Source organism: Sulfitobacter sp. IGS-18 (assembly GCF_059628195.1).
In genome coordinates, this window is the sequence record NZ_CM184556.1 from 3,002,743 (window position 1) to 3,022,401 (window position 19,659).

The 19,659-nt window shown below is 64.4% G+C and carries 19 protein-coding genes; 6 read left to right on the top strand and 13 right to left on the bottom strand.

Annotation, left to right across the window (positions count from 1 at the left end; translation table 11 throughout):
* Window positions 1-89: 89 nt before the first annotated feature.
* On the top strand, window positions 90-560 hold the full coding sequence (gene greA / locus ACWNZ3_RS14450) for a transcription elongation factor GreA (protein WP_269361305.1): 471 nt from the start codon (window positions 90-92) through the stop codon (window positions 558-560).
* Window positions 561-574: 14 nt separating this feature from the next.
* Window positions 575-1,636, top strand: a complete 1,062-nt coding sequence (locus ACWNZ3_RS14455; protein WP_269361308.1) for a hypothetical protein — start codon at window positions 575-577, stop codon at window positions 1,634-1,636.
* Between the two features lie 60 nt (window positions 1,637-1,696).
* On the opposite strand, the gene ACWNZ3_RS14460 is transcribed toward ACWNZ3_RS14455, so the two are convergent.
* From ACWNZ3_RS14460 to ACWNZ3_RS14480, 5 genes are all read right to left on the bottom strand, one after another.
* Window positions 1,697-2,599 (bottom strand): AbiU2 domain-containing protein, encoded by a 903-nt coding sequence (locus ACWNZ3_RS14460; RefSeq protein WP_496900376.1) that lies wholly within the window; start codon window positions 2,597-2,599, stop codon window positions 1,697-1,699.
* On the bottom strand, window positions 2,599-4,719 hold the full coding sequence (locus ACWNZ3_RS14465) for a molybdenum cofactor synthesis domain-containing protein (RefSeq protein WP_496900377.1): 2,121 nt from the start codon (window positions 4,717-4,719) through the stop codon (window positions 2,599-2,601). The genes ACWNZ3_RS14460 and ACWNZ3_RS14465 overlap by 1 nt, the downstream gene beginning before the upstream one ends.
* A complete protein-coding gene (gene mobB / locus ACWNZ3_RS14470) occupies window positions 4,716-5,207 on the bottom strand; it encodes a molybdopterin-guanine dinucleotide biosynthesis protein B (RefSeq protein WP_114275207.1) in 492 nt (163 codons plus the stop codon). The genes ACWNZ3_RS14465 and mobB overlap by 4 nt, the downstream gene beginning before the upstream one ends.
* Entirely contained in the window at window positions 5,204-5,806 is a 603-nt protein-coding gene (mobA, locus tag ACWNZ3_RS14475; protein ID WP_274573908.1) for a molybdenum cofactor guanylyltransferase MobA, read from the bottom strand. Before mobA ends, mobB begins: the two co-directional genes overlap by 4 nt.
* A gap of 112 nt (window positions 5,807-5,918) precedes the next feature.
* Window positions 5,919-6,800 carry a formate dehydrogenase accessory sulfurtransferase FdhD gene (locus ACWNZ3_RS14480; RefSeq protein ID WP_496900378.1) on the bottom strand — a complete coding sequence of 294 codons (882 nt, stop codon included), beginning with the start codon at window positions 6,798-6,800 and terminating at the stop codon, window positions 5,919-5,921.
* A gap of 54 nt (window positions 6,801-6,854) precedes the next feature.
* On the opposite strand from ACWNZ3_RS14480, the gene ACWNZ3_RS14485 reads away from it, so the two are divergent.
* Window positions 6,855-7,574: an AzlC family ABC transporter permease gene (locus ACWNZ3_RS14485; RefSeq protein WP_269361315.1), complete on the top strand. Its 720-nt coding sequence runs from the start codon at window positions 6,855-6,857 to the stop codon at window positions 7,572-7,574.
* A complete protein-coding gene (locus ACWNZ3_RS14490) occupies window positions 7,571-7,897 on the top strand; it encodes an AzlD domain-containing protein (RefSeq protein WP_269361316.1) in 327 nt (108 codons plus the stop codon). Before ACWNZ3_RS14485 ends, ACWNZ3_RS14490 begins: the two co-directional genes overlap by 4 nt.
* A 3-nt stretch (window positions 7,898-7,900) precedes the next feature.
* Here ACWNZ3_RS14490 and ACWNZ3_RS14495 read toward each other — a convergent pair whose 3' ends face one another.
* The 5 genes from ACWNZ3_RS14495 to ACWNZ3_RS14515 all read right to left on the bottom strand — a co-directional run bounded on the left by ACWNZ3_RS14495 (window position 7,901) and on the right by ACWNZ3_RS14515 (window position 12,017).
* On the bottom strand, window positions 7,901-8,497 hold the full coding sequence (locus ACWNZ3_RS14495) for a hypothetical protein (RefSeq protein ID WP_496900379.1): 597 nt from the start codon (window positions 8,495-8,497) through the stop codon (window positions 7,901-7,903).
* 69 nt (window positions 8,498-8,566) lie between these two features.
* On the bottom strand, window positions 8,567-8,701 hold the full coding sequence (locus ACWNZ3_RS14500) for an aa3-type cytochrome c oxidase subunit IV (RefSeq protein WP_269361319.1): 135 nt from the start codon (window positions 8,699-8,701) through the stop codon (window positions 8,567-8,569).
* Window positions 8,702-8,782: 81 nt separating this feature from the next.
* The gene (locus ACWNZ3_RS14505) at window positions 8,783-9,265 is read right to left on the bottom strand and encodes a DUF6173 family protein (RefSeq protein WP_496900380.1); all 483 of its coding nucleotides are present in this window, start codon (window positions 9,263-9,265) and stop codon (window positions 8,783-8,785) included.
* A gap of 2 nt (window positions 9,266-9,267) precedes the next feature.
* The gene (locus ACWNZ3_RS14510; protein ID WP_274573912.1) at window positions 9,268-10,320 is read right to left on the bottom strand and encodes an MBL fold metallo-hydrolase; all 1,053 of its coding nucleotides are present in this window, start codon (window positions 10,318-10,320) and stop codon (window positions 9,268-9,270) included.
* A complete protein-coding gene (locus ACWNZ3_RS14515) occupies window positions 10,320-12,017 on the bottom strand; it encodes an acyl-CoA dehydrogenase family protein (RefSeq protein ID WP_496900381.1) in 1,698 nt (565 codons plus the stop codon). The genes ACWNZ3_RS14510 and ACWNZ3_RS14515 overlap by 1 nt, the downstream gene beginning before the upstream one ends.
* 134 nt (window positions 12,018-12,151) lie before the next feature.
* On the opposite strand from ACWNZ3_RS14515, the gene ACWNZ3_RS14520 reads away from it, so the two are divergent.
* Window positions 12,152-13,093 carry an L-threonylcarbamoyladenylate synthase gene (locus tag ACWNZ3_RS14520; RefSeq protein ID WP_496900382.1) on the top strand — a complete coding sequence of 314 codons (942 nt, stop codon included), beginning with the start codon at window positions 12,152-12,154 and terminating at the stop codon, window positions 13,091-13,093.
* 24 nt (window positions 13,094-13,117) lie between these two features.
* Here ACWNZ3_RS14520 and ACWNZ3_RS14525 read toward each other — a convergent pair whose 3' ends face one another.
* On the bottom strand, window positions 13,118-13,672 hold the full coding sequence (locus tag ACWNZ3_RS14525) for a YqgE/AlgH family protein (RefSeq protein ID WP_269361328.1): 555 nt from the start codon (window positions 13,670-13,672) through the stop codon (window positions 13,118-13,120).
* A 156-nt stretch (window positions 13,673-13,828) separates the two neighbouring features.
* Between ACWNZ3_RS14525 and ACWNZ3_RS14530 the strand changes: the two genes are divergently transcribed.
* Window positions 13,829-14,638, top strand: coding sequence for a protein-disulfide reductase DsbD domain-containing protein (locus ACWNZ3_RS14530; protein ID WP_496900383.1), 810 nt, complete (start codon window positions 13,829-13,831; stop codon window positions 14,636-14,638).
* Between the two features lie 112 nt (window positions 14,639-14,750).
* Here ACWNZ3_RS14530 and ACWNZ3_RS14535 read toward each other — a convergent pair whose 3' ends face one another.
* Both ACWNZ3_RS14535 and ACWNZ3_RS14540 read right to left on the bottom strand, forming a co-directional pair.
* On the bottom strand, window positions 14,751-18,152 hold the full coding sequence (locus ACWNZ3_RS14535) for an efflux RND transporter permease subunit (RefSeq protein ID WP_496900384.1): 3,402 nt from the start codon (window positions 18,150-18,152) through the stop codon (window positions 14,751-14,753).
* Window positions 18,153-18,155: 3 nt separating this feature from the next.
* Window positions 18,156-19,616 carry an efflux RND transporter periplasmic adaptor subunit gene (locus tag ACWNZ3_RS14540; protein ID WP_496900385.1) on the bottom strand — a complete coding sequence of 487 codons (1,461 nt, stop codon included), beginning with the start codon at window positions 19,614-19,616 and terminating at the stop codon, window positions 18,156-18,158.
* Window positions 19,617-19,659 lie beyond the last annotated feature (43 nt).

Genomic DNA, 19,659 nt, shown 5'->3' on the forward strand with positions numbered 1-19,659 from the left:
TTTGGGTCACTTGGAGTCCAAGCAAAGCAACCAAGGCCGCTCCCGGTATCAAACCGGGGTGCGGCCCTCCTTACGTGGACGGACGGCCCATGGAAAAGATCCCGATGACCCGCGCGGGTCACACCGCACTGGAAACCGAACTCAAGCAGCTGAAGAGCATTGAGCGCCCCGCCATCATCAAGGCGATTGCAGAAGCGCGCGAGCATGGCGACCTGTCGGAAAATGCCGAGTACCATTCCGCCAAGGAAAAGCAGTCCTTCATCGAAGGCCGCATCAAGGAGCTTGAGGGCGTGATCTCGCTCGCCGATGTGATCGACCCTGCGAAAATGTCCGGCCCGATCAAGTTCGGCGCAACCGTGACACTGGTCGACGAAGACACGGACGAGGAAAAGACCTATCAGATCGTGGGTGAGTACGAGGCCAAGATCGAGAATGGCCTGCTGAACATCAAATCGCCCATCGCCCGCGCCCTCATCGGCAAGGAAGAAGGCGATTCGGTCGAAGTGCGCACACCAGGGGGCGAAAAATCCTATGAGGTTCTCAAGATCGTCTATGCCTGACAGGGGGCTGCGGCATGACTGACGCGCCCGAATCCGCTGCCGGCACCGAAACGTCCGAGACCGCCAAACCGGCGGCCAGGGCGCCCCGGGTGACCCCCTTGGGAATTTACGACAAGCCAAAGCCCGATGCGATCACCTCGATCGAGGTGATTGCCATCGCGCTGAGCGCCGTCTGGCTTCTGGGGGCCGGTATTTTCTTTGTCTTTGTCAGCTCCGAGCCGGAAACGCAGGCGGAATCCGGAGGGTTCCGGTTTCTGATGACCATGCTGGCAGTCTTCATGCCGGTTGCGATGATCTGGGTTTCGGCGACGGCGGCGCGCGCCAGCCGCGTCATGCGCGAGGAAAGCCAGCGCCTGCAATCGGCCATCGACGCGATCCGCCAGTCCTACATCGCGCAGCAGCAGGGCATGCATATGCGCACCGAACCCTCGGTCGCGCGCAAACTTGATGAAATCGCCGCCGCCGCCCGCAAGACCGAAACCGCGCTGGCGACCTTTCAGTCGCGCCGCGATGAGCGGATGCGCCTCGCCCCCCTTGCCCCCGCGCCACAGGTCGATGACCAGCCGACACTGGCACTGGGCACCCAGGCCAGCGACATGATGCCGCTTCTGTCGAACGAAGACTTCATCCGCGCCCTCAATTTTCCCGAAACCGCCGAGGACGAGACCGGCTTCGCCTCCCTGCGCCGGGCCTTGAAGGACCGCGCTGCCAAACAGCTGATCCAGGCCGCGCAGGATGTGCTGACCCTGCTCAGCCAGGACGGCATCTATATGGACGACCTGCGCCCCGACCGGGCGCGCCCCGAAGTCTGGCGGCAATTCGCGCAGGGCGCGCGCGGCCGTCCGATTGCGGCACTGGGCGGCATCCGGGACAGATCGTCGCTGGCGCTGAGCAATGCACGGATGAAGCAGGACCCGATCTTTCGCGATGCCGCGCATCACTTCCTTCGCCGCTTTGACAAGACCTTCGCCGCCTTCGAGCAACAGGCATCGGACGGAGAGATTTCGGCCCTCGCCGACACCCGCACCGCGCGGGCCTTCATGCTGCTGGGCCGCTGCGCGGGGACGTTTGACTGAGGCTTTTTCAGGGGAACAGTAGCGATCGCCACCATCTAGAAGCGCAGTGCTACGCCAATTTCATAACTCTTGGAGATTGAGGCGCCAGCTGGAAATTTCGCTTTCCAATTCGTTCCAGCGTTGTTCAAGCACCTGCCGGTCGCCACTCTTGATCGTTGGGCCATCGAGCCCCTCGAACTGATCGCCAAGGTAAACCGGCAAATCACCGCTTACTTCCTGAGCGAAATACAGCCCGGTAAAGTCGGCCAATCGTTTCAATTCGCATAGAACCTTTTTAGCATCAGTCAGGTTAAATTGATCCAATGCCTTTCCTTTTCGACTGAAGCTATTTCCCGAATGCGCGACATAGGTGTTCACGTGGTCGACCAGCCAATCTAGCTGATCAAGTCGCGCGCGAGTCTTGTCAAATATCGTGCGACTGATGACATCCTCGGGACTTCTGTCCTCTTCGAGTACACCGCTCAATTCATCAAATGACCGATGCGCTGCTCTTATTCTAGACAGAGCAGGATCGCCCCAAACCGGGCGACCAGCAGAGTCTTGAAGACGTTCATACATCACTTGCTCGTATCGTTGCGCACTGTATTCGACACCATGGACGCATTCCACATAGGTTCTCCGGTCAAGCCAATCGCTACAGGCTTCGACGTCTTTCATCACTGATCGGATCGAATAGACACCTTTCGGTCCGCTCAAGTCGTGATTGTCGAGCAGCCTTCTTGTTCCGATCAGGAACAACGCCCAAAAACCGCGCGCGATGAGATCGAATGTCATTTGGTTCGGAGCGTTACCTTCCCAATCTGGCTTGGCACACAACTTCACAATCTGTGCTGAATTCGCAAAAGCGGCGAAATCCCAACAAAGATTCTGGATCAGGGTGTGTATTCCCGTGGTTTCATCAATGTAAGCATTTTGCCATAGCCTGATACGCTCCGCTCTGTTCTTTGCGAGTTGTTGTCCCATCAAACCCCGAAACTCCCGTAAGGAATGAACCGCACCATGTCCCCCTGCGCCACTTCTGCCGCCGGTTCGGGCAGTTCCACCAGCCCTTCCGCCCAGCTTAACCCGCTGATCCGCCCCGACCCTTCGGAGGCAAAGACCTCGGCCCGCCCGTCCCGCATGCGCGCCCGCAGATATTCCCGGCGCCCCGCCTTCTTGCGCTTGGAAAATCCGGCGGGCACGTCGAAGCCCTGGGGCACCGGCCAGCTTTCCCCGGCCAGGACCGCCAGCGCGGGCCGTGCAAAGATCAGGGTACAGACCAAAGCCGCAACCGGGTTGCCCGGCAGGCCAAAGACCGGTTTGCCCTGCCACATGCCCAGGGCCAGCGGACGCCCCGGTTTGACAGCGATGCGCCACAGCCCCATCGCCCCCGCCTCTTCCAGCAGGGCCGAGACGTGATCCTCATCCCCGGCAGAGGCGCCGCCGCTGGTCAGGATCACATCCACCTGCCCCGCCGCATCATCGAGCACCCCGCGCAGCGCCGCCCTGTCGTCACCCACCTGCCCCAGATCGACCGGCTGATGGCCAAAGCGCTGCAACAGGGCCAGCAGCATCGGGCGGTTCGCATCGAAGATCTGCCCGTCGGAGGCCGGATTTCCCGCAGCGACCAGTTCATCACCCGTTGACAGCACACCGACCCGCAGCGCGGCCCGCACTGCAACTTCGGCATTTCCCGTTGCCGCCAAAAGGGCCAGGTCGGGGGCGGTGATGCGCCGACCCGCGCGCAGGACAGGATCACCCGCCTGCACATCCTCACCCGCCCTGCGCGTGTTGGACCCTGCCTTGACCGGCCCCTGAAAAGTCACCTCTGCACCGTCAAGCACCACGTCCTCTTGCAGGACAACGGTATCGACCCCCTGCGGAAGGGCTGCCCCCGTCAACACCCGGATCGCCTGCCCCTCTGGCACCATGCCGGGGCGGTCCCCTGCCGCTGCACGCCCTTTGGCCAGGGTCAGGCGATGGCTGCCTTCGCCACGCGCGCCCGCGAATCCATAGCCATCCACGGCGGTATTGGGCAGCGGCGGGTTCGCCCGCAAGGCGGCAACATCCGCTGCGGCAACCCGGTGCATCGCCTGATCAAGGGAAACAATCTGCAGCGGTGTGACCACCTGCATCCGCGCTTTCAGATGCGCCAGGGCCTCCTCCACCGGGGTCCAATGCACCCCCGGCGGCAAGGCAAAACAATCGTTGCGCAGTGGCGGCGGTGCAGTGCCTGCCTGCGCCGCCGCGATCAGCTCATCGCGTATCCGCGCGCCCAGTATCCAGGCCTCCTCGCCCGCCTCATCCGGCAGATCCGCCATATCCGCCACCAGCCGGTCGGGCGGCAATTTGGCCAGCGCATTGGCCAGCAGCCGCACCTGTTCGCGGTCCCGGATGGCATCGGCCCCCCGTGCCTGCATCGCACCCCGCACCGCCTGTTCCACCAGACCGGGCCAGATTTCCGCCAGGACGACAGCCGCGCCGCTGATATCCTCCAGCGGCCAGGCACGCGCGCCGCAGGCCCTGCGCAGCCGCGACAGCACCGGCAGCCCCATCATGACCTGCCCGCCCACCGTCGGGGGGAAAGCCATCTGGAAACAGGAAGAAGCTGCATTTGCCACGATGTCCGTGACACGCCTTTCGGCAATTTCGTCGAACCGGACGCCCTGCTTGCGATAGGGCACGCCGGGCCATCTGTCGCGGTGCGATTTCCCCCAGAAGGGGCCGGGGCCGCTGAAAAGCGCGTTCAGGCGCTCGGCCACCTCATAGCGGTTGTTGTGGCCCGAGGCATCGTCGCTGATCTGGCTCTCGAACCAGTCCCACAGGGCCAGCGTGCCCTTGTTGCCGACAACCTTCCGGGCAAACCCCTTCGGATAGCCAAAGGGGAAGTCGAACCCCAGCAACAGCCGCCGCCCCGCCGCCACCTCCTGCGCAATCAATGCGCGCAACTGGTCTTCCGCCTCCGGCCTGCTGCGACAGTAAAGCGGTGCCTGCTCCACACCCGCGCGGTTGACCCCGATCCAGATCGCATCCTTTGACGGATGTGCCGGGGCGCGCTTTCCAGCGGACCAGTCGACAACGGCAAATGTATCGAACGCCGTCACAGCCCGACCTCGGCCAGGATGAAATCGGCGATGGCGCTGGTGTCATTGAGGTCAAAGACCGGCCGGTCGAGGTCGAGCGGCACATCGCTGGCCACTGCCCGCACGGTCGGATCCTCCGGCGCGATCAGGGGGTTGCCCGTTTCGGCGCGATGCGCCTCCACCTTGGGATGAGCGTCACGTTTGTAACCTTCGATCAGCACCAGATCGACCGGCGACAACCGCGCCAGCAGCGCCTCCAGCGTCGGTTCCGCCTCCGCGCGCAGCTCATGCATCAGGGCAAAGCGGTTGCGCGAGGCCAGCATCACCTCGGTCGCGCCTGCAACACGGTGACGGTGGCTGTCCTTGCCTTCGTGGTCCACGTCGAAGGAATGGTGCGCGTGCTTGACCGTGGAGACGCGCAGGCCCCGCCCGGTGATTTCGGTTACCAGCCGTTCCATCAACCCGGTCTTGCCCGCGTTCTTCCACCCGACAACGCCGTATAACTTCATAACATTGCCTCGGCCCGCTGCAGGTCTTCGGGCGTATTGATGTTAAAGAACGCCGCCTCATCCGGGAACAGCGCTTCGCGCCCGTCGTGGCGCGCTGTCCACTGCACAACCTTGCGCATGCCGTCTTGAAGTGATGCACGAAGATCGTCGCGTAACCCCACAGGCCATAAGCCAAAAGTCGGATGCCGCGCATGGCCCCGCTCAGGATCAGGCGTCGCGGCCAATACCAGCGGCTGCGCCATCCCCTCGCTTGCCAGCAAGAGCTGCGGGACCAGATCGCAGGGAAAGAACGGCGTGTCGGCGGCGGCGGTCACGATCGTATCCGCCCCCTGTTCCGCCGCCCAGTCCAGCCCGGCCAGAACCCCCGCCAGCGGGCCTGCGAAACCGTCGATACTGTCGGGCAGAACCGGCAGCCCAAGCGCCGCAAAGCGGGCTGCATCGCCATTGGCATTCAGCGCCAGATCAGCGACCTGCGGCGACAGCCGCCCGATCACCCGGTCCAGCACGCTCTGCCCGCCCAGCCGCAACAACCCCTTGTCGCCGCCGCCCATGCGCGTGGCTTGTCCGCCTGCCAGGATCACGCCGAGAGGTTGCTTCATGTCGCAGCCTCATGCCACCGGACCACATCCCTCACACCCTTCGCCACCAGCATCGCTCCGACCCCACCGCCGGGGACCAGCATGCCCGCAAAGTGCAATGCGTAGCTCTCGGTCATGATGCGGCCTTCCGCCCGGAGCGCTTTGGCTCATCGGCCACAGTTTCCGGATCCACATCCCGCGCCAGACGTTCCGCACCGCTCAGGCAGATGAACCGCCGCCCCTTCAGCCGCCCGATCAGGGTCAGCCCGACCTGCCGCGCAATCTCCACGCCCCAGGCGGTAAAGCCCGAGCGTGACACCAGCACCGGGATGCCCATCATCGCCGTCTTGATCACCATTTCGGAGGTCAGCCTGCCGGTGGTGTAAAGTATCTTGTCGGCCCCATCGACGCCCTCGGACAGCATCCAGCCCGCGATCTTGTCCACCGCGTTGTGGCGCCCGACATCCTCCATATAGACCAGCGCGCGCTGCCCCTGGCACAACACGGTGCCATGGATCGCACCCGCCGTGAGGTACAGGCTGGGCGTCCGGTTGATCCGGGCGGAAAGCGCATAAAGTGCAGAGGTCGTCACCGGCGTCTGCGGCAGATGTACCTGGTCCAGCCCCTCCATCATGTCACCAAAGACGGTGCCGACCGCACAGCCCGAGGTCCGCGTCTTGCGGCGCAACTTGTCTTCGAAATCGGTTTCGACAGCGGTGCGGACCACCACGGTTTCCAGCTCTTCGTCATAATCCACGCCGGTGATCTCATCGCCCAAGCGCAGCATCTGCTGATTGCGCAGGAATCCCAGCGCCAGATACTTGGGATAATCCCCGATGGTCATCGCGGTGACGATCTCCTGCCGGTTGAGGTAGATGGTCAGCGGGCGCTCCTCCACCACGCGGATGTCGGTCTCGACCCCGTTCTGGTCCGTGCCACGCACAGCCCGTGTCAAACGATCCGCCGCAGGATCGGGCGCGATCAGGAAATCAGACAGATCCGGGTTCTGGGCCAATTGTATCCCCTTTTGTAACAGGTTACCCCTGTCCGCATAATCTAGGGGTATCCCATGACCATCACCACCACCAAATCCGCCTATCTGAAGGGCATCGCCGACGGTGCCCCCTTCATTCTGGTGATCATTCCCTTTGCTGCGCTCTTTGGCCTGCTGGCCACCGAAGCCGGTCTTTCGGTGATCGAGGCGCTGTCCTTTTCCGTGGTGGTCATTGCCGGGGCCGCGCAGTTCACCGCCCTGCAGCTGATGCAGGAACAGGCCCCGACGGTGATCGTCTTGTGCTCTGCCCTTGCGGTGAATCTGCGCATGGCGATGTATTCCGCCTCTCTTACCCCCTGGATCGGGGGCGCGCCGCTGTGGCAGCGCGCGCTGGCGGCCTATCTGACAGTCGATCAATCCTATGTCATCGCGATGGCCCAATACGAAAAGGCGCCAAAGATGACGATCCCGCAGCGGATGGGATATTTCTTTGGGGCGGTCACGCCGATCGTGCCGCTGTGGTATTTCTTTACCTTCATCGGTGCCTACCTTGGTGCCCGGGTGCCGGACGGCTTGGCGCTTGATTTTGCGATTCCGATTACATTTCTCGCGATGATCGCGCCGATGTTCCGCACGCTGGCCCATGTGGTTGCGGCCTTTGTCGCTGTTGTCGTCAGCCTGTTCGCGACCGGCATACCCTATTCGCTGGGCGTCATCGTCGCCGGCTTGATCGGCATGATGGCAGGCGCAGAGGTCGAGCGCCGGATGAAGCGCCGCGCGGGAGGTCCGACATGATCGACAAGACAACACTCTGGATCGTGATCATCGGGCTGGGGCTGGGCAGCTTCTTCTTGCGATTCGTCTTTACCGGGCTGGTCGGCAACCGGGCGATGCCGGAATGGCTGCTGCGGCACCTGCGTTACACCGCTGTCGCCGTATTGCCTGCCCTGGTGGCACCCCAGGTTCTATGGCCGAATGCAACCGGGGGCGAGTTCGACCCCGCACGGCTGGCGGCAGCAACGGTCACGCTGGCGGTGGGCGTTCTGACCAAGAATGTCATCGGTGCCATCCTGTCAGGGGCGGCAACGCTGTACGGTCTGCTCTATCTGCTGGGGTAGCGGTTAATCCGCGACGACAATGCCCGCCTTGACCGCGTCGGTCACATGACCTTCGTCATCTTCGAAGTAGCGGGTGGTGGTCACGCCAGGGCGTTTTGCAATCTGTTCCATGAACTGCGCCGGGTAGAAGGTGGTTTCGATGTCACCAAAGCCCGGAACCTTCTTGAGCAGGGAGGTGGTGGCATTGGCGCAATAGGCACCGGGCACAGCGCCATTCGCCTGGACCAGCCGCAGGGCGGTTTCCGCCTGCTCGGGTGTCACGATCATTTCCTGGGTGACCACATGAAATGTCTCACGCGCATGGGCGGATTTATAGGCCTGGATCCAGGACGGTGTCATGCCATAAAGCACATCGCCGCGTTCGACGACGCGTTCGTCGCGGAATGACCCCGCCGGGTCAAAGATGACCTGCTGGGAGCCATTGACCAGCAAGGCGGTATGACCGCCCTTGCCGGTGCGGTTGTTGATCATCGTGAAGACGGTGATTTTCTTGGGGCCCGGCGCCTGATAGGCGGCCGCGGCCACTGCTTCCGGCGGGCTGTCGGGGCTTGTGTCAGCCGCGCAACCGGCAAGAAGGGCGGCGCAAACAAGGCCGGTCAACAGGCGTTTCACTAAAGAAATCTCCGATACTGGTCACATATGCCTGGCATCACCGGATGCCGCAGCGCCTCAGCGGATGAAGATCGCCATCAGCACCAGCAGCAGCAGAATGATGATTCCGGTGCGGGTCACAAAGGACATGAAAGATGCAAAGGTCTGTTCCTGCACCTTGATGTCCATGCTGCCATGTTCGTGATCGGCCATATCAATCGGTCCCTCGTTTCAATGTTTGCGGCTGACTACCCTATTCAAACCGTCCTGTCACGACCCCTTAGTGGCTCAGGGTCAGGATGTCGCGGCGCTGTTGTCCGCATCATTCTCCAGGTCCTGGACCAGCCGGAAGCCGATCCGGTTGGGTTCGGCATCCTCGACCGCTTTCGGCAGCGCCCGCAGGATCACGTTCAACTGGCTGACATGCTGGATATGCTGCATTCTTCCGCCCACCGGATCGGCCCCGTAAAAGGTGATGATATCGGGATCGAAATAGCCCATGCCCACGATCCGCAGCACCCCGGCATCAGCCCCGGTAAAGCCCATCGCGACCTCGTGATCGCTGTCCAGCTGCTCTTCGAATTTCTTGAGATAAAGGACAATGCGTTCATAGGCCCATTGGGCCGGTGATTTCTGCTCCATGGGCTGACCGCTGACCGCACCGGGCACCGGCTGGTCCTGCGCGCGGGCCGTCTCGGGGTCCATGTGAACCTCATAGCGGCGCGGCAGCGCGTCGGCCTCATAGGCTTCGGCGGCGGTCTTGATCTCGTTGTCCATGTTCACACCTTGCTCTGGTACACCCAGGCCCCGTCCTGCTGCCGCAGCGCGCGGGTGGCGTGGCCTGTCTGGTATAGGTGGCTCAGATGGGCAACGGCTTCAACCAGGGCAAGGCCATATTCGCCCTCGCCGATCTTGCGCTTGAACAGGGGCGGGAAACATTCCGACGCGGATCTGGGGGTCGCGATGAAATCCATCAGACGTTTCAATGCGCCGTGATGATTCTCGATCAGTTGCTCCATCCGCTTGGGCAGGCCGGTAAAGGGCAGTTTGTGTCCACCCAGCACCAGATGATCGGCCCGCGCCAGCGGGGCCAGCCGCTCGCAGGCCTCAAGCCATTCGCCAATCGGATCCGCCATCGGTTCGGTTGCATAGACGCCGACATTCGGGCTGATGGAGGGCAATATCTGATCCCCTGCAATCACCAGGTTGTCGTCCCTGCTCCAGAAGGTCGCATGCTCCGGGGCATGGCCATTGCCGATGTGCACATCCCAGGTGCGCCCGCCCATGACAATGGTGTCGTCCTGCCTGATCCGGGTGTAGCCCAGCGGCATCGGGTCGACCACATCGGCAAAGTTGAAGGGCCGGTCGTTGCTCCGTTTCTCCAGCAGCTCGCTGTGCATGCCCGACTGGCGGTAAAAGCTCAGCGTTTCTGCCGGGGCCACTTCCTGCGTGTCGAGGGTCAGCATCCGCGCCGTCAGCCAGGCGGTACGCGTGGTCACCAGCTCGGCGCCGTGTTCGGTCTGGAACCATCCGGCGAGGCCCACGTGATCGGGGTGGTGATGCGTCACCACCACCCGGCTGACAGGTTTGCCTCCCAGCGGGCCTGCCAATGCCTCTGCCCAGATCGCCTTGGATTTCTTCGATGAAAACCCGGTGTCGATGATGGTCCAGCTGTCACCTTCATCCAGCGCATAGATGTTCACGTGATCCAGCTTCATCGGCAGCGGCATCCGCAGCCAGAGCACGCCGGGCGCAACCTCGATCGCGGCGGTGCCATGTTCGGGCGGCGTCTCCCAGGGATAGCGCAGGCCGGCAGGTGCAATATCAGCCATTACGCCACCAGATCGTCGGCTGTGACGGCAAAGAGATCGGCCGCGCCCGCCTGGGCATGGGTCAGCAGCCCGCCATATTCCGGCATGATCCGCTGGATATAGAACCGCGCAAGGCGTTCGCGCGGCCCGCCCTTGTCGGCCATGGCGGCCTTGAGGTGCAGATGCCCCCCCAGCACCCGTGCAAAGGCCCGCAGATAGGGCACAGCCCCGGCAAATCGCGCCTGCATGTCATCCTGCGCCACCAGCCAGTCGGTCGCCTCGCGCAGGCTTTCGCAGGCCTGCCAGACCGCATCGGCCATGTTGGGAAAGCTGTCGCGCGCCCGTTCGATGTCCGCTTCCATCTCGTCCAGCAGCGCGCCCGCCGCATCGCCGCCGTCCATCATCTTGCGGCCCACCAGATCCATCGCCTGAATGCCGTTGGTGCCCTCGTAGATCGCGGTGACCCGCACGTCGCGGGCAAATTGCGCGGCGCCGGTTTCCTCGACAAAGCCCATGCCGCCGTGGACCTGCACGCCGGTCTGGGCAACCTCGATGCCCACGTCGGTGCCAAAGGCCTTGGCAATCGGGGTCAGCAGCGCCGCCCGCGCCTTCCAGGCGGCGTCGCCGGTGGCATTGGTCATGTCGATGGCATGGGCACAGGACATGGCGATGGCCCGCGCGACATAGATGTCGGCCTTCATGGTCGCCAGCATCCGGCGCACATCGGCATGGTCGATGATCGTGCCCTTGCCGCCCTGCCTGCGTTCCTGCGCATAGGCCAGCGCGTGCTGATAGGCACCTTCCGCCACGCCCACGCCCTGCCCGCCGACACCCAGACGCGCGTTGTTCATCATGGTGAACATCGCGGCCATGCCGCCCTGTTCCGGCCCCACCATCCAGCCGGTGGCACCGGCGTATTCCATCACGGCAGTGGGCGAGCCATGCAGGCCCAGCTTGTGCTCCAGGCTGACGACCTTCAGATCATTGCGCCTGCCCGGGTTGCCATCGGCATCCGGCAGGAACTTCGGCACCAGAAACAGGCTGATCCCCTTGGTCCCCGCAGGGGCGCCGGGCAGACGCGCCAGCACCAGGTGGCAGACGTTCTCGGCAAAGTCGTTGTCACCCCAGGAGATGTAGATCTTCTGCCCGGTGATCGCATAGGTGCCGTCGCCCTTGTCCTCGGCCCTGGTCGACAGCGCGCCCACGTCCGAACCGGCCTGCGGTTCGGTCAGGTTCATCGTGCCGGTCCATTCGCCCGAGATCAGCTTGGGCAGGTAGAGCGCCTTGAGTGCGTCAGAGGCATGATGCTCCAGCGCCTCGATCTGGCCCTGGCTCATCAGCGGGGCCAGTTGCAGCGACAGGCAGGCGCCGCTCATCATCTCGTTCACGGCGGTGTTCAATGTCATCGGCAGGCCCATGCCGCCATGCTCCGGGTCCGCCGTTATGCCGATCCAGCCACCCTCCGCGATGGCGCGAAACCCCTCGGCAAAGCCGGGTGAGGTGCGCACGACCCCGTTTTCAAGCCTGGCCGGATGCAGGTCGCCGGGGCGCTGCAGCGGTGCCAGCACCGCGTCGCACATCTTGCCCGCCTCGGAGAGGATGGCACGGGTGACATCCTCTGTCGCCTCTGCAAAACGCGCTGTGGCGCGCAGGGCCTCCGTGTCCAGAATGTGTTCGATCAGAAAGGCAAATTCATCTGTGGCAGCTTGGTATGGCATGTCTATCCTCTCCCGACTGGGGCGCAGCGGCTTGGCAACCCCGTCCCCACCCTGCTATGGGCAGGTCCGTAGTGCCGTCAACATGAAGCGCGGCACCCTGCCCCGCAACCCAAAACGCAGCGTCATCAGCACCCATGGCCGATCAGTCAGAGATCCTGCAATTCGACACGGACGGCATCGCCAGGGCCGCAGCACTTCTGTCCTCCGGGCAGTTGGTCGCCTTCCCGACCGAGACGGTCTATGGGCTGGGCGCGGATGCGCGTGACGGGGATGCCGTGGCGCGGGTCTATGCGGCCAAGGGCCGGCCCGGTTTCAATCCGCTGATCGCCCATCTGGCGGATGCCGGACTGGCCCGCAGCTATGTGCAATGGTCCGACATGGCGGAAATCCTGGCAACCGCATTCTGGCCGGGACCGCTGACGCTGGTCCTGCCGCTGAAACCCGGGCACGGGCTTTCAACGCTGGTGACCGCGGGCCTGGACACGGTGGCCCTGCGGGTGCCGGCCCATCCCGCAGCTCACGCGCTGCTGGAGGCTTTCGGCGGCCCGGTGGCGGCCCCTTCGGCCAATCCATCGGGTCGGATCAGCCCGACCACGGCTGCACATGTCTTGGCCGGTCTGTCAGGGCGCATCGCAGCAGTGCTGGACGATGGCCCTTGCACGGTGGGTCTGGAAAGCACCATCATCGGCCTGGATGGCCCGGCCCCCACCCTGCTGCGCGCAGGCGGGCTGCCGCAGGAGGCCGTGGAAGCGGCCCTTGGCCGGCCGCTGTCGGTTGTGAGCGGCGCAGAGGTGATTGCACCGGGGCAGCTTGCCTCCCACTACGCGCCGCGCGCGCGGGTCCGGCTGAATGCCACATCGGCAGAGGCCGAAGAGGTGATGCTGGGGTTCGGCCCGGTGGACGGGATGCTGAACCTCTCCCCGACCGGCGATCTGGTGGCGGCGGCAAGCCATCTGTTTGACCATTTGCACCAGCTAGACGCCATGAACCGCCCCATCGCGGTGGCTCCGATCCCCGATCACGGGCTGGGCCGTGCCATCAACGACAGGCTGCGCCGCGCCGCCGCCCCACGTTAAGACATTGCGGAAGAAATCCCGGGGTCAGGCCCTGCCTGCCGTCGCCGACAGGCCCAGGGGATCGACGCCCAGCGATTTCAGCGCCGCAGACCATTTGCGCTCGTCCGGCAGGTCGAACACCGTTTCTTGCGTTGCCTCGCAGGTCAGCCAGCCATTCTGGGCAATCTCGCCCTCCAGCTGGTCAGGCCCCCAACCGGAATAACCCAGCATCAACTGCGCCTTTTCGGGCCCCTTGCCTGCGGCGATGTCCTCAAGCACATCAAGCGTCGCCGTCACGGCAAAAGCACCTGCGATGTTCATGGTCTGCATGGCAGAGCGGTATTCCGGCGAATGCAACACGAAACCGCGCCCGGTCTCCACCGGCCCGCCGATATGCACCCGCAGGTCGAACTGCGCCGGGGCTGTCGGGGTCTCGATCTGGTCCAGCACATCGGACAGCGCCATGTCCGCCGCGGGCTTGTTGACGATCAGCCCCATCGCCCCCTTTTCCGAATGATCGGCGACAAAAATCACCGCATGGGCAAAGCGGGGGTCGCCCATGCCGGGCATCGCAACAAGAAGTTTTCCGGTCAGGTTCATCGGCTACGGCATGTCATTACAGGTGATTTCAGCCTTTACGATGCCCAAGCAGGCAGGCTGTGGCAAGGGGTGGATCAAATGTCGGTGACCTTGGCCGAAACATGGATGATGCAAACGTGACTTGGCAGGGGCGCGCGCTTGGGCCATTGAAAGGGCATGATCAAACATCTTGCATCCGCGCTGGCCCTTTGTCTGGCAACCGCCCTGCCGGGGCTCGCCCAGACCGGAATCGGCACACCCGTTACAGCGGAAATCCTGCCCGGATGGGTCAAGGCGGACGGCACCCGCGTCGCGGCGATCAGGTTCAAACTGGCACCGGGCTGGAAGACCTACTGGCGCGCGCCCGGCGATGCCGGCATCCCGCCGCAATTCGACTGGTCGCAGTCGGACAATCTGCGCGGCGTCGGCATCACCTGGCCGGCACCGAAAGTATTCCACGAAGGCGGGGTGCGCACCATCGGCTACAAGGACGAGCTGGTGCTGCCAATCACCCTTGCCCCGCGCAACGCCGGCAAGCCGATGCGCCTGACGGCAACCCTGGATTTCGGCGTTTGCAGCGACATCTGCGTGCCGCAGCAACTGGAAGTCTCTGCCATGCTGGACGGCACGGACAGCAGGCCGACACCGGCCATTGCAGCGGCCCTCGCCGCACGCGCCTATTCGGGGTCGGAGGCCGGCGTCAGTTCCGCCACCTGCAGCTTGCGGCCAACGGCAAACGGGCTTGAGATCGAGACGCGGCTGGATATGCCCCGCGCCGGCAAAAGCGAACTGGTGGTGATCGAACCCGGCCAGCCCGGCCTCTGGGCGGGCGAGATGGACAGCACAAGGTCCGGCGGAACGCTGACGGCAAGGGGCGCATTGTCCGCGATATCGGGGGGCGCGGTGGCTATCGACAGATCGGCCATCACCATCACCGTATTGGGCGACAATCAGGCCATAGAAATCCGCGGCTGCACACCCGGCTAAAGCGCCCCGCCTTGAACTTGAATCGCCGATACCCTGCCGCGCTGCGCGCTCTCTGGACATCGGCGATATGGAGTGTATCAGGCTAAAGCCGGGACGCTACAGGTGTCGGAGGTCAGCTGGCGGCCGCCTTCGCCCGCCTGCCCGACAGGGTGAAATAAAGCGCGCCGGTGACGTAACCTGCCAGCGCAATCACCCCGGCCCCGATCACGAACAACAGCAGCGCACCCTGGATTCCGCCCATGGCAAAGGGAACCAGCCCGGAAACCGTCGGCTGCACGCTGCCCTGCCAGACCGCCCAGCCCAGCGTCAGACCACCCCAGGCCAGCACCAGCAGCCAAAGCGCGATCATCCCCAGCCGCAGGCTGCGCAGCGGCGCCCGCAGGCCGCGCCGCATCGCGGTCACCTGCAACGCCACATCCTGCTGGGCCGCCACCAATGCGGGCACCACAAGAAGCACCAGCAACATGCCAAAGCCCAGCCCATAAACCAGCGTGATCACCGTGGGCTTGAGAAACTGCGCCTGCTGGCTTTGCTCATAAAGCAGCGGCGCCATGCCCAGCACCGTGGTCAGCGTGGTCAGCATCACGGGCCGCAGCCGATCTGCCGCGCCGTCGATGATCGAGGGGACCAGCCCCCGCGTTTCGGCATATTCGTCGATGGTCGTCACCAGCACGATGGAATCATTGATGATGATCCCGGTCATGCCCAGCAGCCCCACCACCGTGAACATGCTCAGCGGCACATCCCACAGCGCGTGCCCATAGATCGCCCCGACCAGGCCGAAGGGGATGATCGCCATCACCACCAGGGGCCGCGTCCAGCTGCCAAATATCCATGCCAAAACCAGGTAGATGCCCGTCAGAACCAGAATCAGCCCGGTCAGCGCGTCGCTGAGGAAATCGCTTTCCTGTTCGCTCAGCCCAGACAGGCGGAACTCGACCTGCTGTTCCGAGGCGACGCGCGGCAGGATGACCTCCTGCAGGGCCTGCTGGATCTCTGTCGCGCGGGCGGCATCGTCTTCCGAGATATCGCCGGTCACCGAGATCAGCCTGATCCCGTTCTCGCGCCGCACCGTGCTGAAACCGGTCCGCCGCGCCACGCTGACGATATCGGCCAGCGGCACATAAAGCCCCTCCGGCGTGCGCATCTGGGTCCGGTCCAGGAAATCCGCCGTCAGCTCGCCCTCGGGCAGTTCCACCCGGATCGCGGCAGAGCGCGGACCATCGGGATAGGTCGCCGCTTCGATCCCGGCCAGGCGATTGCGCAGCACCCGCCCCAACGTGTCGATGGTAAAGCCCAGCGCCTGCCCCTGCGGGGTCAGATCGAGGATCAGCTCTTCCTTGTCATAGGCCAGGTTATCCTCGACCGCGCTGACCTCGGGATAGCGGCGCAATGCATTCTTCAGGTCTTCCGCCGCAGCCTTGAGCCTTTCGGTACTGGCCCCGTAGAATTGCACGTCCAGCGCATCGCCTCCCGGTCCTGACCGCCAGCCGCGAAAGCTGACGGTTTCAGCCAGCGGATGGTTCACCACCCGGTCCTGCAATTCTCCCACGAAGGCAAAGCTGGAATAAGGGCGCAGATCGGCGTCGATCAGCTCGATCGAGATGCCGCCCAGCAGATCCGCATCCTTGTTATCCGCCCCTGCCAGGCCGCGCCCCGAGGTGCCGCCGATCTGGGCCATCACATAGTCCAGCGGATTGGCCCCGTAGCGCGCCTCATATTCCGCACCCAGGGCTTCGGTCGCGCGCTGCATCTCGCGCATCATCTCCATCGTGTCGGCGCGGCTGGCCCCCTCTGCCATGGCAAAACTGCCCGACACGGAGCCCTGCTCCGGCGAATTGAAGAACCGCCATTGCACCGATCCGTTGATAAACAGCGTGATCTGCGACGCCAGCACCACGACCACACCCGCCAGCACGACATAGCGGGCGGCGATCACCCCGGCCATGAAGGGGCGGAAGAGCCGGTCGCGCATGAACTCGAACCCGCGGTTCACCACCCGGCTGGGCAGATCGTACCAATGTTCCCTGGCCGCCGCGCGCATCGCATGTGCCATGTGGTTGGGCAGGATCAGGAAACATTCAACCAGCGACGCGGCCAGAACGGCAATCACGGTAAAGGGGATATCCTGGATCAGGTCACCGAACCGGCCCCCGACAACAACCAGCCCGTAAAAGGCGATGATGGTCGTCAGGGTGGCGGCAAAAACCGGCATCGCCATCCGCCGCGCGGCATTCTCCGCCGCCTGCAAGGCACTTTCTCCGGCCCGGTAACGCTGATCGGCATATTCGCCCACCACGATGGCATCGTCGACCACGATGCCCAGCGTGATGATCAGCCCGAAAAGCGAGATCATGTTGAAGGTGAGCCCGCCCGCATACATCAGCGCGATGGCCGCCCCCATCGCCACCGGAATGCCAGCCGCCACCCAGAAGGCGGTGCGCGCGTTCAGGAACAGGAACAGCAGCAGCACAACCAGCCCCAGACCCATAAGACCATTGTCGATCAGCAGGTCCAGCCGCCCGGTGATCGCCTCCGCCCGGGTGCGGATCAATTCGACGGTGACATTTGCGGGCAGGCTGGCCGACAGCTCTGCCGCCACCTCCTCGACCGTGGCCTGGATGCCGATGGCATCACCCCCGTCAGAGCGGTCCACCCGGACCGAAACGGCGGGATTGGCACCGACGAAGTAGGATTGCATCCGGTCCACGCCTTCGCTGCGCACGGTCGCCAGGTCACCGATGGTCAGCTTGGAGCCATCGGCGTTGGAGCGCAGGACGATCCCGGAAATCTCCTGTGCGCTGCGTTTGGCGGTGCCGGTGCGGACCCTTGCATTGGCCCCGGTGACATCCCCTGCCGGGTCCGCATCGACCTCGGAGGCGATGGCAGCGGCAATATCGGCCATGGATATGTCAAAGGCGATCAGCTTGGCAGAAGGCACCTCGACCAGCGTCTGTGGTGCCGCGATCCCCTGGATCGACGTGCGGGTGACACCACGGGCGAACAGCCGGGTCACGAATTCATCGGCAAACCGGCCCAGCTGTTCGGGCGCGATGGGGCCGGTGATGACCACATCTGTCACCCGGTCGCGCCAGGCCCCGCGCCGGACATTGGGGTCTTCCGCCTCCTCCGGCAGGGTGGTGATGGCATCCACCGCCGTTTGCACATCGGTCGCCGCGCGTGCCATGTCCCAGCCCGGTTCGAAATCCAGCGTGACCGTGCCCCGCCCTTCGCGCGACGTGCTTTCCGAGCTTTCGACACCCTCAACCGCCAGCAGCGCCGGTTCCAGCACCTGCACGATTGCGGCGTCCACATCCTCGGCTCCCGCCCCGTCCCAGACCGTGGTGACAGTGACATTGTCGACAATCACATCGGGGAAGAACTGCGCGCGCATGTTCGGTGCGGCAGCGGCCCCCGCAACCAGCAGCAGGACCAGCAGAAGGTTCGCCGCCGTGCGGTGCCGCACGAAGTAGGACAGCAGCCCCCCGGCCTTGCCCGTGATCGCGCGGACCATACCCTAGCCCCCCATCCGGCTTTCCAGCCGCGCCACCATGCCGGCAGGGACACGCGGTTCCGACAGCCGTGCCAAGACCCGTTCCTTTGCCTCCTGCGGCATCGCGCTGCTGGCCTCGACAAAGGCCACCAATCGCGCGCGGCGCTCTTCACTCAGCTCCAGCATATCCGCCGCCTCATCCGGCTGTGGTTGCGGCAAGGCCCGGTCAAGGGGTTTGACGGCAATGCCTGCACCCAGCAGGGGCGAGCGTTCGCGCACGACCTGGCGGCCCTCGACCGGGCCCCTGACCAGCACGTCGTCACCCTGGCGGCGCAGCAATTCCACCGGCACCTGCTCCAGCCTGTTGCCTTCGCCCAGCACCAGCACGCTCTCACCGGCATCCAGCGCGGAAGCGGGCAATTTCACCACGTTCTGCAGCACCGGCTCCGCCACCCGGACGGTGACGAAATCGCCGGTCTTGAACCCGGCGGCATTCTCCAGTGCGGCAAAGATCAGACGCCCCGTCGCCCCCTCGCCCGCGGCGGCACTGGCCCGGCTGATGCGGCCCCGCGCCTCCAGGTCGACACCGGCCACATCCAGCGTCACCGTGACATCGCTGCTGATCAACCGGCCCTCATCGTCCAGCAGGCGGGCATATTGCGCCGTGGACAGGCGAAACGACACCTCCAGATCATCGGGGTCGATCAACTGGGCCAGCTGCTCATTGGCAGAGGCCAGACGCCCCACCACCACGGAGGTGGCCGAAAGCGTGCCGGAAAACGGCGCTTCGATCGTCGTGTCGTCCAGACGGCGCTCTGCCTCTGCCAGGGCGATCCTTGCCCGTTGCAGGCTGGTCGCGGATTGATCCACCCGCGCCTCGGCCGCTGCAACCGCCTGCCGGGAGGAGATCACCGCCAGCCGGGCGGTCGATGCGGCCAGTTCGGCGGTTTCCGTTGCGGTGGCGGTGCTGACGCCCCGCTCCCCCAGATCCTGTTGCCGGTCAAAGGCACGGTCGCGCAGGGCGGCCTGTTCTTCGGCAGCCGTGAGAGAATCCCGTGCCAGCACCAGCGCCCGTTCTGCATCGCGCTGTTCGGCCTGCGCATCGGCGATATCGCTGGCAGCCCGGTCCACCGCCGCCTGCGCATCGCTGGGGTCAAGCCGCACCAGTACCTGCCCGGCCTCAACCGCGCCGCCATCCTCGAAACCCTCCGCCAGTTCAACGACCCGCCCGCCCACAGCGGCGCGCAGTTCCAGCAGACGGCGGCTTTGCAGCTCGCCGAAGGTCTCCAGCACCGGAGCGATATCCGTCGCCTCGGCCAGCATCACATTGACGGAAAACACCCGTTCGCGCGCGGGCGGTGTCCGGGGTTCCTGCGCAAGACGTTCCTGCAGCGCGCTGCCGACCAGATAGACGGCAAACACCAGGAGCCCCAGCGTCGCCGCCGCGAGGAACAGGCCGATCATACTCTGTCTGAGAAACCGCATGCAGATCCGATCCGAAAATGACTGAGACGAGAGAGCTATACCC

What these genes read in the sequence shown, in the direction of transcription:
- greA (WP_269361305.1), top strand. Translation starts at nt 90, where the DNA reads ATGGAAAAGATCCCGATGACCCGCGCGGGTCACACCGCACTGGAAACC.
- ACWNZ3_RS14455 (WP_269361308.1), top strand. Translation starts at nt 575, where the DNA reads ATGACTGACGCGCCCGAATCCGCTGCCGGCACCGAAACGTCCGAGACC.
- ACWNZ3_RS14460 (WP_496900376.1), bottom strand. Translation starts at nt 2,599, where the DNA reads ATGGGACAACAACTCGCAAAGAACAGAGCGGAGCGTATCAGGCTATGG.
- mobB (WP_114275207.1), bottom strand. Translation starts at nt 5,207, where the DNA reads ATGAAGTTATACGGCGTTGTCGGGTGGAAGAACGCGGGCAAGACCGGG.
- mobA (WP_274573908.1), bottom strand. Translation starts at nt 5,806, where the DNA reads ATGAAGCAACCTCTCGGCGTGATCCTGGCAGGCGGACAAGCCACGCGC.
- ACWNZ3_RS14485 (WP_269361315.1), top strand. Translation starts at nt 6,855, where the DNA reads ATGACCATCACCACCACCAAATCCGCCTATCTGAAGGGCATCGCCGAC.
- ACWNZ3_RS14490 (WP_269361316.1), top strand. Translation starts at nt 7,571, where the DNA reads ATGATCGACAAGACAACACTCTGGATCGTGATCATCGGGCTGGGGCTG.
- ACWNZ3_RS14500 (WP_269361319.1), bottom strand. Translation starts at nt 8,701, where the DNA reads ATGGCCGATCACGAACATGGCAGCATGGACATCAAGGTGCAGGAACAG.
- ACWNZ3_RS14505 (WP_496900380.1), bottom strand. Translation starts at nt 9,265, where the DNA reads ATGGACAACGAGATCAAGACCGCCGCCGAAGCCTATGAGGCCGACGCG.
- ACWNZ3_RS14510 (WP_274573912.1), bottom strand. Translation starts at nt 10,320, where the DNA reads ATGGCTGATATTGCACCTGCCGGCCTGCGCTATCCCTGGGAGACGCCG.
- ACWNZ3_RS14515 (WP_496900381.1), bottom strand. Translation starts at nt 12,017, where the DNA reads ATGCCATACCAAGCTGCCACAGATGAATTTGCCTTTCTGATCGAACAC.
- ACWNZ3_RS14520 (WP_496900382.1), top strand. Translation starts at nt 12,152, where the DNA reads ATGGCCGATCAGTCAGAGATCCTGCAATTCGACACGGACGGCATCGCC.
- ACWNZ3_RS14525 (WP_269361328.1), bottom strand. Translation starts at nt 13,672, where the DNA reads ATGAACCTGACCGGAAAACTTCTTGTTGCGATGCCCGGCATGGGCGAC.
- ACWNZ3_RS14530 (WP_496900383.1), top strand. Translation starts at nt 13,829, where the DNA reads ATGATCAAACATCTTGCATCCGCGCTGGCCCTTTGTCTGGCAACCGCC.
- ACWNZ3_RS14535 (WP_496900384.1), bottom strand. Translation starts at nt 18,152, where the DNA reads ATGGTCCGCGCGATCACGGGCAAGGCCGGGGGGCTGCTGTCCTACTTC.
- ACWNZ3_RS14540 (WP_496900385.1), bottom strand. Translation starts at nt 19,616, where the DNA reads ATGCGGTTTCTCAGACAGAGTATGATCGGCCTGTTCCTCGCGGCGGCG.